The sequence below is a fragment of the Gemmatimonas sp. genome, assembly GCF_044376735.1.
GTDB lineage: Bacteria > Gemmatimonadota > Gemmatimonadetes > Gemmatimonadales > Gemmatimonadaceae > Gemmatimonas.
In genome coordinates this window covers 1-12,592 of the sequence record NZ_JBILKJ010000001.1, presented here as the reverse complement: position 1 = coordinate 12,592, position 12,592 = coordinate 1, and the positions used below count along the sequence as shown (strand labels likewise).

The window sequence follows — 12,592 nt, the reverse complement described above, 5'->3', positions numbered from 1 at the left end:
TCGGCGCAGGCCGTCAGTGGTTTCAGGTCAGTCGACGTTGACGGACTGCCCGCGCGCGTCGAACAGCAAAACTGAAGGTGAAGAGGCATCGGTATCCGCCGGTGTCGCTTCCGTGGTGATTTGCCGCCGATTGCCGCCACGTTAAACAAGGAGCTAAACTGCGATAGCGCCCGGCGGCCATCTATCCGCCCGGGCGCGTTCGTGTTGTTGGGCGGCACTCACCCCTCTTGGAGAGTGCCACGATGTCCGATTCAGCACGTGAGTAGCGTCGCCTCACCTCCTCCCGTTGGAGGCCCATCGGCATGGCCGATTCGCGATGAGACGATCACGTTCCACGACGTCGTGCTGGAGCGCGGAGATCGCCTCGAGCGCGTCGATGTGCGCTATCGGCTTGAAGGCACGATCAACGCTGCACGCGACAACGTGGTGCTCGTGGTGCATGCGCTCACCGGTACCACACACGCCAGCGACTGGTGGAAGGGCGTGATCGGCGCCAACGAAGCGATCGATCCAACCCGGCACGCCGTGCTGTGCGCCAACCTGCTGGGTGGCTGCGACGGCACCACCGGGCCGAGCAACGAGACCCCCGATGCGTTACCGCCCTTCAGCACTCGCGATCAAGCGGCACTGCTGGCACGACTGCTCGACGCGCTCGACGTCGCGGCACCGCTGTTGGTGTGTGGTGGTTCGCTGGGTGGCATGGTCACGCTCGAGTTCGCGGCCAGCTTTCCCACGCGCGTGCGATCGGCCGTCGTGCTGGCAGCCCCCGCAGCGCAAACGGCACAGGGTATCGCCTGGAACGCCATCATGCGTCGCGCGATCGCCTTGGGCGGCGCACGCGAAGGCCTCGCGTTGGCGCGCATGGTGGGCATGCTGAGCTATCGCACCCCGGATGGGCTCGAGCGTCGCTTCGGCCGGTCGCGCAGCGAGCACGGCACGTTTCAGGTGCAGGACTGGCTCGACGCGCATGGCGAGAAGCTGGTCGCCCGATTTGATGCCGCCAGCTATGGCGCGCTGATCGATGCGATGGATGAACACGATGTGGGCCGCGATCGCGGAGGGCTGTCGGCCGCGCTGTCGGCTGTCGGTGACCGGTTGATCGGCGTCGGGATTCCCGGCGACTTGCTCTATCCCGCCGAGTGTGTGCGCGAATGGACGACGGCCGCGAACGCGACGTATGTGGAGCTCCCCTCCATCCACGGACACGATGCATTTCTGCTGGAAGTCGATCGCGTGTCGGCGGTGATCGCGAAGGCCGTGGCGGATTCGGAAGCCCGTGCGGTGTCACCGGCACCGGTCGTGGCGATCGCGACGCCATCGGTTGTCACCGCCGTGTCGCCGCGCGTCCGTCCGTTGCGCGTAGCACTCGCCGGCTGCGGCCATGTGGGCGGCAGTTTGCTCGATCTCCTATGTGAGCGCGCGCAGCAGCTGGGGGATGCACAGCCGGTTCACGTGAATCGCGTGCTGGTGCGTGACGCCGCGCGCCCGCGCCCCGCCCTCGCGCAGGCCATCGCACGTGGCATCGCCGGGCCGGATGCCTGCATCACCGACCCCACGCTCCTGCTTGGCGACGACATCGACGTATTGGTGGAGGTCATCGGTGGTACCACCACCGCCCGCACGCTGGTTGAAACGGCGGTGCGACGTGGTATCCGCGTGGTCACCGCCAACAAGGCCCTGCTCGGTGAGCGCGGTGCGGCGCTCTCCGCCCTGGCGCGTCTTACCGACACGCGCCTCGACTTCGAGGGCGCCGTCTGCGGCGCGATTCCGATCGTGCGCTGTGTACGCAGCGGTGCGGCCGGCGTGGGGATCACGAAGGTCAGCGGCATCCTGAATGGCACGAGCAACTACGTGCTCGAACAAGTCGCCGAGGGGGCGTCGCTGGCCGATGCGGTCGCGACCGCGCAACGGCTGGGCTATGCCGAAGCGGATCCCACGCGCGTCACCAGTGACGATCCATGGGCCCGGGTTGCTGGTCCGTTCAATCGCATCGTGGTGGAGAGCGAAAGCGCCGGGTCACTGGTATTTCAGGGACCTGGCGCCGGTGGGCGCGCCACCGCGGGGGCGGTGCTGGCCGACATCGTGGCGCGTGAGCGTCAGGACTAGCGCCCCCGCTCCCCCACCGAGACGTCGAACGCGGCCGTCTCCACCACGCCATTGCGCCGCACCTGTACGAACACGCGGTATGCGCCGGCAGTCGGAAACGCGAAAGGGAACGCGAGCGCGGTGCCACCGGTGTCGGTCGGCCCCATCGCGTGCATCGCGTGCGCACCGCTGTCGGCGGCTTCGGCGGTCGCCATCGCCGCGGCGATCTGCGCCGAGTCGAGCAGCAGCGTGTCACCGCGCTCGCGGCGCATGAGCTGCGCCTGCGCGGTCATACTAGCCGTACCCATGGGATGCAGGTGCATGAACACGCCGGCGTCTCGGCGCAACACCATCGCGTGTCCGCCCATGCCCATGTACGGCGCGAGCATCGACGGCGAACCGTCGGCATTCGTGACCGTGGCGACCAGCCGGAGATCACGCCCGGCGTCCACGCGCGCGTCAGCGGTGAGCACCATCATGCCGCCGCTCGCCAGTAGATAGGCGGCGCCCAGTGACACGGGCGTGACTGCGCTCCACGCGTCGTCGGTGTCGACGGCCGGAACCACGGTGGAACTCACCACCGCAGCGGCCGCACCATCGTCGCCAGGTACCACCGGGGCTACCGGCACGTCGATCGTATCCACCAACGTGCGCTGTGCCCCGCTCTGCAACAGCAGGTCGCCGAACAGCAGGTACCGTCCCGCGGGCAGTGACGGTACGCGCGTCACGAACGTGTCGGCGTGCACGCGCAACGGATGCAGATGCGCCAGGGCGCTCTCCGTCTCCGCGCCATCGGCGCGAATCAGGAACAGGTGCATCAACTTGCCGTGGTCGGGCATGAGGGGCGCGAAGCGATTCGTGCGCCACAGCGAATCGGTGATCGCCATCGTGAGCACGCGGTCGGCATCGACCAGGCGCACGGTACTCTGCATCGCGATCGGCTTCAGTAAACGACGCTGGAAGGCTCGCTCCTCCGCGTCCCACCACTTCGACCCACCGAACAGCGCGAGCGCGAGCAGTACCGCGCCCGAGGCCATCGCCACGCGGCCACCACGCGCGCGCGCCGGCGACGGGGATTCTCCCGGTGGCACCGGACCTTCACGCACCGCTGCGCCGATGATCGTGAGCATACCAGCCACCAGCAGCGTGCCGAGCGCGATCAACACCGCGCCCATACCGCGTTCCATGCCCAGTGTGCGCGTGGCGCTGGTTTGCATTGGCACCACAACCGTCCCGCTGCCCGCCGGTCCCTCCACCGCGACGTACACGGCGTAACTGCTCGCCGTCATGATCCACAAATCGTGCGCCCACACGCCGGGGTCGCCGGGCACCACGGCGGCGTCTTCCGCCGGCGGCGCGCCCTTCGTGCCCACGTTCCACTGCGCCGCTCGCACCGTGACGCGTTTTGGGGTTCCACGCAGCACGCGCACGGTGATCGGCACCTGCGCCGGCACGACGCCGGGCGGCGTGATCAGCACGCGCACGGGATAGCCGCCCGCCTGCCCTTCGAACACCACCTGATTGGTGCCGATATGTGCCGACAGCAGCACGAAGGCCAACAACGCGCTGCCGAGCACCGTGAGCCGCGCGCCAAGGCGCGATACCATGCCACCACGTCGCGTCATGCCGTCAGTCATCACCGACGCACCGAGCGCAGCCAGCTGCCCCATCCGAGTCCGGCCCGTGCCGACAACATGGCCAGTATGACCGCCACCCCGAAGGCGCGCACCGTCTCCATGGTCGACTCGCTTTCGAACTGACGCAGGGATCGCAACCAGTCGGGCGGCATCATGTACGGAATGTTGTCGGTATTGAAGAACCAGTTCCGCGACGCGTCGCTCATGAGAAAGTTCGCGAACGGCCACTGGGTGGCGGCGTGCACGACGAGGAACAGCACGCCCAGCGCGGCGGCCTGCAGCCAGGCTCCGCGCTCGCGCAGGCGCGGCATGAGGAGATCGATGGCGATTGCGGGGAACAGCAACAGCAGCGGGAAGTCGAGCGAGACCATGTGCGTGACCGCCGTGCGAATGGGACCCAGCTTGGGCGACCCTTCGAACAGCGGCAGCACCCAGGTCTGGATGCCCATCACGAGCGTATACACCAGCGCCGTTGCCGTGGCACCGTACCGCAGCCTCGTGCTGCGCGCCGCTGCCACCAGCGCGAACGGAAAGACCAGCGACGACACCACGTAGAAACTGCCCAGGTGCATCGCTTCGCGATCGTGATACTCGGTGGTGAAGATCGACAGCATCGCGAGCACGAGGCCGCCCGCATACGCGACGACGTACGGCGCGATCCCCGACGGCTCAGCGCTATCGATGGCGCTCGCGTCACGGCGATCGGCCTCGCGTCCCTGCTCGGCCACCGCCATGATCAGCGCGCCACCGAGGATCGTGATGAAACCCAACGCCAACAGCGCATGCGGCGGACTGATGATCTTCACGTCGAGACCGTACGCCGCATGCCACCAGTCATCGAACGGCGCCGAGGTGAGCATGGCGACGCCCCCCCAGATGCAGAGCCAGCCACCGAGCGGGCCATTGAACAGGCGCCACACGGTCACGCCATCGACCGGCTTCACTACCGAGAAGAACGAACGACGGAGCACCTCGAAGCCGCACGCCAACCCGGCCACCGCCCCACCGGTGTAGATCGCCAGATGTGCGGGCGTCCAGAACGTGTCGCGGCCGATCGTCATGTGCCACGAGATGTCCCAGATCAGCCCAACGATCACGCTGGTGGCCGCGAACACGACCGCCGCCAGCTGCCACGGGAGCACTCCCGCCGTCGCGCGCGCATCGACGCGCGTCCGGTCACGGGTCGCCATCCGGAGCGATGCTGTATCCATGTTCAGGTCCATTATCGGGGGGATCGAATACCGCGGGCCTCCAGCAGCACCCGAACGGAATCACGCGGCAGGGCGGTCACGCGTCCAGCCCGCGTCGAGACGGGGGTCGCCATGAGCAGCGCGTCGTACAACGCCTCTTCCGTGGCTTCCGTTACCGCTTGAAACAGCGCAGACATCGCATCGTTCCCGAGCTCGTCGTTGGTGGACACCGTGGCATCCGGCGAACGGCGCACCCGCGGTGCGGTGGAGAAGGCAATGACGTAGTCACCGGACCCGTTCGAGGCGCTCGATCCGGTGCGCGCCAACCCCATCACCGCGCGGGCACCCAGCCGCTCGAGATTGCGCGACAATATCGGGGCGTCGGTGGCGATCACGATCATGCACGACCCATCCCCTCGCTCGGCGCCGAGGTCCCCCGGCAGCATGCCCCCGAAGGCACCGCCAGGCGGGCTGCCAGCCGCGCGCTCGACATCGCGCTGGAAGGCATAACGGCCCAGCAGCTGCCCAACCGGCACCCCGGCCATCTGCAGCACCCCGCCGTAGTTGCCTTGAACGATCACCCCCACGGTATACCCGCCCAACGACGCGGGCAGCCGGCGCGACGACGTGCCGATCCCGCCCTTCCAGCCGAACATCACGGTGCCGTGCCCCGCCCCCACGCTCCCCTCGGTCACCCGCCCCGTGTCGGCGCTGGCCAGCGCCCGGTTCACGGCGGCCGCGATACCGGGCCGCGCCCGCGTGGCATTCAATTGACCATCGTTGGTCTCGCCCACCACCGGGTTGATCGACCGGACGTTGGCGTTCTCCGGCTTGCTCAGCATGTACTGGGCGAGCGCTTCTCCCGCCTGCCAGATGCACAACGTGCAGGTAAGGAGGACCGGTGTTTCCAGCTCACCCAGCTCCCGCAGCTGCGTCACGCCCAGCAGCTTCCCGAATCCATTGCCCACGTGAAGCGCGGCCGGTACGCGATCGCGATAGAGGTCGCCCCCATGGGGAATGATGGCCGTGACGCCGGTGCGGACCGAATCGCCCAGCGTGACGGTTTCATGACCGACGCGCACGCCGGCCACATCGGTGATGGCGTTGTTGGGGCCTGGCGTGAAGACACCGGGAGCGAGTCCCATCGCGCGGGCCCGTTGTTGCGCGCCCACTGGTGCCGACGTGGCGATCACCGCGCAACCGACGGCAACAAGGCGAGCGCATACCTGAGAGATCTGAATCATCGGAGTCGGGAAGGCGGACTGACGGGGAGGACCGTGATCCCTGCATATTGCGCGCATGTCGCTTCGCCCGCTCTACGGACATGCCGCGCTGCGGCATCGGCTCACGGCGGCGGCCGCCGATGACCGGCTGCCGGCCAGCCTCATGCTGCAAGGTCGACGCGGTGTCGGCAAGCAGCGCCTCGGTCTGTGGCTTGGCCAGTACCTCCTTTGCGAACGCGCCCTGCCGGAGCACCTCGCGGAGCCGTGCGGAGCGTGCCAGCACTGCCGCTACACCGTGCGGGGCATGCACCCCGACCTGCACTGGTTCTTTCCGCGCCCCCGCCTGAAGGACGGCGATGCGTCGCCGGACGACGTGAAAGCCGACTATAGCGAGGCGATTGCCGAGCGCATGGAGGCCGAGGGGCTCTGGGCGCCGTCGCTGGGCACGGAGGCGCTCTACGTGGCGACCGTTCGGGCGCTGGTGCATCAGGCATCGCTTCGACCGGCCATGGCACGACGGGCGGTCTTCGTGGTGGGGGACGCCGAACGGATGGTAGCACAGGAGGGCGCCGACCAGGCGGCCAATGCCTTCCTCAAATTGCTCGAGGAGCCGCCTCCGGGCACCACCATCATTCTGACCACCAGCGAACCGGGCAACCTCCTGCCCACCATCAAGTCACGCGTGGTCGCCGTCCGCGTCCCCCCTCTCGGTCGCACCGACATCGAGGCGTTTCTCGCTGACTCGGTCGTGGAGCGGAAACTGGCCCGTACACCGCGCGACGAAGCGGTGGCACGGGTGAACGGCGCCCCCGGTGAGCTGTTCGCGGGAGAATCGATGGCGGCGGCCTTCGCCGCCGCGCGGATCATCCTCGAGGCCGCGTTGCAGCCGTCCACGCCGGACGGTGCCGCCGAACGGATCAAGGCGGCTGCCCGTCAGGGGGTGGCCGGCGCACGTGGTTCGTTCACCGATACCCTCGAAGCGTTGACGCTGTTGCTGCATGCGCGCGCCAAACAGTTGACCGGGATCGGACGCGACACCGACGCGCGACGCACCGCCTCGGCCGTGGTCCTTGTTGAATTCGCGAAGGCCAAAGCACAAGGCAATGTGAGCCCGCAGCTGCTGGGTGCCTCCCTGCTCTCCTCCCTCCATCGGACCCTCCGCTCGTGAGTCCAGACAAGCCGGAAACACCCGGGCGCGAGTTTTCGCACCTCGATACGGCAGGAAATTTCATCATGGTGGACGTCGCCGAGAAACCGTTTTCGGTGCGTTCGGCGCTGGCCAGTGGCTCCATCCGGATGAACGAGAGCACACTTAAAGCCATACAAGACAATACGTTAAAGAAAGGCGACGTAATTCCCGTGGCTCGCCTCGCGGGCATCCAGGCCGCCAAGCGGACCGCCGACCTCATCCCGCTCTGTCACCCGCTCCCTTTGTCGGGGATCGAGGTCCGGGTTAACATTGATGAGTCCCTGCCTGGCCTTCGGGTCGAGGGATTCGCCAGAACCACCGCCCAGACCGGGGTGGAAATGGAAGCGTTGACGGCCGTTGCGGTGTCGTTGCTCACGATCTACGACATGGCGAAGGCAATCGACCGGACAATGGTGATCTCCGAGATCGTGCTGCGCGAAAAGCGCGGCGGCACGAAGGGGGATTTCGCCCGGGGTCCTTGAGTGTCCTGCTGATCGAGAGGTGTCATGATCGATTCGACCGATAAAGTACCGAGCCGCGACGCCGTGGCTCGCCGGCGACGGATGCATCGTCGTCATGCCAAGCGTCGCGTGAAGAATGTGTTCGTGACGACGGCCGTGGTGTTTACGCTGGCCGTATTGGCTGCCCCCGAGGCATCCACCCCGTCCACCGTGGCGCCGGCATCAGCCGGCATCGGGATGTCGCCGGCGGCTGCGGCCGTCCCCGGCACTTCTACCCTGCCGATCCAGCCGCTGTGGCGTCGTCCCGGTGATGTGCTGAAGCGCTCGAGGGGCGTTACCGCCGTCAAAGCCCTCCCCTTCGGCCTTGATCCGAAGGAGCGGGAGCGTCGCGAATCGCTCGGCCGATGGCACCGCATCTATACCTACAGCGCCACCTACCGGATCAAGCCGGAGCTCGCCCGTCGGATTTATGATGCCGCCACGACCGCAGGAATCGAGCCCGAGCTGGGCTTTCGCCTGATCCGCGTAGAGAGTGTCTTCGACACGCGGGCCGTCAGCTCGGCCGGCGCCTTGGGGCTCACCCAGCTGATGCTCGGCACCGCGCGGGAGTTCGAACCCCGTGTCACTCGTGAGCAGTTGCTCGATCCCGACGTGAACCTTCGGATCGGCTTCAAGTATCTGCGTGGCCTGATTCGCGAGTATAAGGGCGATCTCAAGCTGGCCCTTCTCGTCTACAACCGCGGTCCGGTCGCCGTGCAGAAGTCGCTCAGCATGGGTATGAGCCCAGCCAACGGCTACGAGAGCATCGTGACGAAGGGCTACCGCGGTCGCGGGTATCTCGACTGACGACCGCAGGCTTGGGAAAATGAAGCCGGGACGATCACGTCCTACTTCTTGGGCGGCGTCTTCTTCTTGGAGGACGTCGCCTTCTTCTTGGTGGATGTCGCCTTCTTCTTGGTGGAGGCGCTCTTCTTGGCGCTTGGCTTCTTGGCGCTCGCCTTCTTAGCGCTCGTATTTTTAGCGCTCGTCTTCTTAGCGCTCGTATTTTTAGCGCTCGCCTTCTTCGCGCTCGCCGACTTTGCAACGGGCTTTCTAGCCGACGACGACCTGCCCGAGGCCGTGGTCGTGCCGCCACGCACCCTCAGCGTCTGGCCCGCGATCACGCGCGAGCCGGTGATGCCGTTGAGTGACTTCAGCCGGGTCACCGTGGTGCGGTAGCGTTTGGCGATCGTCCCCAGCGATTCACCGCGCTTGACCACGTGGATCCCGCGGGAGCTCAGTGCCTTGGATGAGGCGCCGCCGTACCGTTCGATGGACGGATCCGGGATCTCGCGCGCGAAGTCGATCGCGAGGTCGCTCGGAATTCGCAGCGACTGACCGGGCACCAACCGGCCTTTCCTCGTGGTCTTGATCGTCGGATTGAACCAGCGGAGCTGCTTCAGCGTCACGCCGTGTTTGTCGGCAAAGCCGGCTGGCGTGGTGCTGGTGCCGCTGACCAAGGCCGAGCGGTAGCCGCGGCGATCCGCCTCGGGGATGCTGTCCAGCGCTAACCGGGTGCGCTCTGCCGACCCAACCGGTACCCGTACCCAGATGCTGGCGTCGGGCGGCGTGATGCCCCGCAGCACGGCCGGGTTGAGATCGCGGATCTCTGCCTTGGCGGAGCCGCTGGCCGATGTGATGTGCGCGAGGCTCGTGCCTGGCGTGACCAGTACGGAGTCGTAGCTGTAGAGCGGCAGCGAGTCGATCACGAGCCCGTAGCGGGCTGGCATCTTGGCCACGAGCGCCGCGGCGATGATCTGCGGCACGTAGTTCTTCGTTTCGGCGCGGAGGTAGTCCTGCTCGGCGAGCGCGAAGAAGCGATCCTCGCCTTCGGCGCCATCGAGTTCGCTGGCGAAACGGGTGAGACCGCGCGCCACGCGGCCCGGGCCACCGTTGTAGGCGGCGGCCGCGAGGTAGAGCGAACCGAACTGTTTCTGGAGGTCGCTCAGGAATCGGATGGCCCCGTCGGTAGCGCGGGCCGGATCACGACGCTCATCCATCCACCAGTCCACGCGCATGCCGACGCCGCGCGCGGTGCCGCTCATGAACTGCCACATGCCAACGGCCGCGGCTCGCGAGTACGCATTCGGGTCGTATCCGCTCTCGATCAGCGCGAGAAAGCGGAGGTCTTCGGGCATGCCGCTCGCCCGAAGCTTCGCCCGGATCATCGGCTCATAGCGCGTGCCCCGCGACAGCCGCGCCAGAAACCGATCCTTTGCGCTGTTCGAAAAGAGACCGACATAGTGCTCGACCCGGTCGTGCGTTTCATACGATCGCACGTCCATGTCCCAGATCGGATCGTCGGCGGCGCTGGTGGAATCGACCGGACGGAGCACGGCGCTGTCGCCGAACACGGCGACGACGGTGCTCACGACTTCATCGGGCGTCGCGCGATCGGCCGACGCGGCAAGCGCCGAGTCGGTCGAGGCCACCGGCGAGGGGATTGGCGCAGGCGCGCGGACTGGCGCCGGCGCGGCGGCCATCGGCGTCGGCGCGGCGAAGGGGGCGACCGATCCGGTGCGGCCGCAGGCGCCGGCCGCGAGCAACCACAGGATCGGTACCGAATGGGAAGGAAGCTTCACGCGAGGAACCTAACGCGAAGTGATCGATTTGGTGGCCAATCGGCCCCAGCTCCCCTCGTGACTGACCGTCAGGCTGGTACCGTCCGACGACGGACGGTCACTCTCTGAGCAGGGGCGTCGCGAACCGATTGGTAGCATGCAGCACGGCACGCGCCGTAGCGACCAATTGATCATCGTCAGCGATCGCTGCCCCCACGAGACGCGTCGTCTCACCGTCCCGCTGCAGGGAAATGCCCACCATAATCACGGTGGCCTCGAACGCGCGCACGGGTTTGACGCCGATCAAGACGAATGCCAACAAGCCGCCCGTGGCTTGGGTCAGGGCATTCAGCGTGGCCATCGCGGCCAAGCGGAGATCGCCGCCCGATGTGGCGAAGCCATCCTGATGGCACACGATCCGTTGTCCCGGCGCTGGTCCGTCAAACTCCACGTACACGCGCGAGGTCGTGTACTTCCCCCGCTCCATTCGGCAACCCAGCAGCCGCAGACGTCGGCCGGTCTCGGTGCTTTCACCAGTTGTCATTAGGCTGCCAGCAAGCATATCCGGAGGGTACTCGCGCGCTGATCGGGGGGGACGTTCGTCCCGCGTAAGACGCGCGACTCCTGCCGTCGTCACGGAAAGTTGTGACCTACGTCGCGACAGCTTCGTGAACTGGATGCTTCGGCGTCGAACGCCACCCAGTGCCGAGGGGCAGAGAGGAAGCTGTCGGCCGTGACCGGGCCGGCGGTCAGCCGGTCGGCAGCGCTGACCGCAGCACCGGATACGCCGACACCAACGCAATCGCCTGCCCCATGAGTACATCGCCGGGGTAGTGCACCCCCAGCATGACGCGGGAGAATCCGACCAGCAGCGCTACGAACAGCAGCGGTAGGGTAAGCGCCGGCATCGCGCTCGAGAGGCCGATGGCGACGGCCATGGCGGCGCAGGCGTGCCCCGACGGGAACGAGAAACGATCGGGAATGAGCACAAGGGCTTCGATCGACTCCGTGGCCGCCGGCCGTGGCCGCCCCACCGAGCGCTTCACCAGCTGCACCACGAGGTGCGACAGCCCCAGCACGCACAGGGTGCGCCACGCGAAAGCAAACGACCCGCCGGGCAGCAGCGCTTGCGTGAGCGCAAGACCGATGCTGGCGCGGGCGCCGCCAAGGTGGGTCAGGGCGGTCCAGAAACGGCGGAGCGAGCGCGCCGTCGTGGACGTCAGGGCGAGGCGGGAGAACAAGGCGCGGTCACGCGCGTCGAGTCGAATCAGCCATGGGCTCATGGGGGAGCATTCTCATGCTCACACGTGACAGCCCGCCGACAGAGAGATCACCAGCGAGACACGGGAATGTCACACGTCTGCGACGAGCCCGGCCTCCAGCGCGAAACGCGTGAGGCCGGCGACGCTGTGAATCTCGAGCTTGCGCATCAGACTCTCGCGGTGCGCCTCGACGGTGCGGCGACTGATGCCCAGTTCGGCCGCGATGGCCTTGTTGGTCAGCCCACGTGCCACGCCGCCCAGCACATCGCGCTCCCGCGGCGTGAGTTGCTCGAGTTGCCGAAGCGGCACCGGCACCGACACCGGCGCCGCTTCGCTGGCCGCTAGACGCTTCACCACGGCGGGGCTGAAGAACGTCCCGCCGGCGAACACGGTATGAATCGCCGCGCGCAGCTCTTCGCCGGCCGAGTCCTTCAGCAGATACCCGTGCGTCCCGATGCGCATGCCTTCGCGGACGTACTCGCTCTGGTCGTGCATACTGAGCAGCAGAATACGCACCGACGGCATCGCCTCACGAAGGCGGGCGGCCGCACGTAGACCGGTTTCCTCGGGCATCGTGATGTCGAGCACGACGACATCAGGCTGGTGCTCCTGTGCGAGTTCCACGGCGAGGCGTCCGTTGGCGGCTTCAGCCACCACCTCGATGCCCGGGTCGGCATCGAGCACGTAGCGCAAGCCTTCACGCACGAGCGCGTGATCGTCGGCGATCAGGACGCGGATGCGCGCGGGCGGCGTCCCGGCGGCAGTGGGTGGCGTCACGAGTGGCTCACGAGAGTGCAAGAGGTCGCGTTCAAGGGGTCCGTTCAAGGGGTCCGTTCAAGGGGTCCGTTCAAGGGGTCCGTTCAAGGGGTCCGTTCAAGGGGTCCGTTCAAGGGGTCCGTTCAAGGGGTCCGTTCAAGGGGTCCGTTCAAGGGGTCCGTTCAAGGG

At 67.2% G+C, this 12,592-nt stretch carries 11 protein-coding genes and 1 riboswitch; of the genes, 4 read left to right on the top strand and 7 right to left on the bottom strand.

Annotated elements, in window-relative coordinates:
• Nucleotides 1-102: 102 nt before the first annotated feature.
• Nucleotides 103-177, top strand: a riboswitch (SAM riboswitch).
• An 81-nt stretch (nucleotides 178-258) separates the two neighbouring features.
• The gene (locus tag ACIRA7_RS00055; RefSeq protein WP_396218745.1) at nucleotides 259-2,106 is read left to right on the top strand and encodes an alpha/beta fold hydrolase; all 1,848 of its coding nucleotides are present in this window, start codon (nucleotides 259-261) and stop codon (nucleotides 2,104-2,106) included.
• Here the strand turns inward: ACIRA7_RS00055 and ACIRA7_RS00050 are convergent.
• The 3 genes from ACIRA7_RS00050 to ACIRA7_RS00040 are packed head-to-tail and all read right to left on the bottom strand — an operon-like array spanning nucleotide 2,103 to nucleotide 6,156.
• Nucleotides 2,103-3,722 carry a hypothetical protein gene (locus ACIRA7_RS00050; RefSeq protein ID WP_396218744.1) on the bottom strand — a complete coding sequence of 540 codons (1,620 nt, stop codon included), beginning with the start codon at nucleotides 3,720-3,722 and terminating at the stop codon, nucleotides 2,103-2,105. The two genes, ACIRA7_RS00055 and ACIRA7_RS00050, sit on opposite strands and share 4 nt — an antisense overlap.
• Nucleotides 3,722-4,933, bottom strand: coding sequence for a hypothetical protein (locus ACIRA7_RS00045; RefSeq protein ID WP_396218743.1), 1,212 nt, complete (start codon nucleotides 4,931-4,933; stop codon nucleotides 3,722-3,724). The genes ACIRA7_RS00050 and ACIRA7_RS00045 overlap by 1 nt, the downstream gene beginning before the upstream one ends.
• A gap of 11 nt (nucleotides 4,934-4,944) precedes the next feature.
• Nucleotides 4,945-6,156 (bottom strand): P1 family peptidase, encoded by a 1,212-nt coding sequence (locus ACIRA7_RS00040; RefSeq protein ID WP_396218742.1) that lies wholly within the window; start codon nucleotides 6,154-6,156, stop codon nucleotides 4,945-4,947.
• 55 nt (nucleotides 6,157-6,211) lie between these two features.
• Here ACIRA7_RS00040 and ACIRA7_RS00035 point away from each other — a divergent pair, with 55 nt between their 5' ends.
• From ACIRA7_RS00035 to ACIRA7_RS00025, 3 genes are read left to right on the top strand one after another with little or no spacing between them, the layout of a single operon-like run.
• Entirely contained in the window at nucleotides 6,212-7,303 is a 1,092-nt protein-coding gene (locus ACIRA7_RS00035; protein ID WP_396218741.1) for a hypothetical protein, read from the top strand.
• A complete protein-coding gene (gene moaC, locus ACIRA7_RS00030; protein WP_396218740.1) occupies nucleotides 7,300-7,806 on the top strand; it encodes a cyclic pyranopterin monophosphate synthase MoaC in 507 nt (168 codons plus the stop codon). Before ACIRA7_RS00035 ends, moaC begins: the two co-directional genes overlap by 4 nt.
• A gap of 24 nt (nucleotides 7,807-7,830) precedes the next feature.
• Nucleotides 7,831-8,631, top strand: coding sequence for a lytic transglycosylase domain-containing protein (locus tag ACIRA7_RS00025; RefSeq protein WP_396218739.1), 801 nt, complete (start codon nucleotides 7,831-7,833; stop codon nucleotides 8,629-8,631).
• Between the two features lie 41 nt (nucleotides 8,632-8,672).
• On the opposite strand, the gene ACIRA7_RS00020 is transcribed toward ACIRA7_RS00025, so the two are convergent.
• From ACIRA7_RS00020 to ACIRA7_RS00005, 4 genes are all read right to left on the bottom strand, one after another.
• Nucleotides 8,673-10,406 (bottom strand): transglycosylase SLT domain-containing protein, encoded by a 1,734-nt coding sequence (locus ACIRA7_RS00020; protein ID WP_396218738.1) that lies wholly within the window; start codon nucleotides 10,404-10,406, stop codon nucleotides 8,673-8,675.
• Nucleotides 10,407-10,503: 97 nt separating this feature from the next.
• Nucleotides 10,504-10,929, bottom strand: coding sequence for a hypothetical protein (locus ACIRA7_RS00015; RefSeq protein ID WP_396218737.1), 426 nt, complete (start codon nucleotides 10,927-10,929; stop codon nucleotides 10,504-10,506).
• Nucleotides 10,930-11,134: 205 nt separating this feature from the next.
• Nucleotides 11,135-11,668 carry a phosphatase PAP2 family protein gene (locus ACIRA7_RS00010; RefSeq protein ID WP_396218736.1) on the bottom strand — a complete coding sequence of 178 codons (534 nt, stop codon included), beginning with the start codon at nucleotides 11,666-11,668 and terminating at the stop codon, nucleotides 11,135-11,137.
• Between the two features lie 69 nt (nucleotides 11,669-11,737).
• A complete protein-coding gene (locus ACIRA7_RS00005; RefSeq protein ID WP_396218735.1) occupies nucleotides 11,738-12,424 on the bottom strand; it encodes a response regulator in 687 nt (228 codons plus the stop codon).
• Nucleotides 12,425-12,592: the final 168 nt, after the last annotated feature.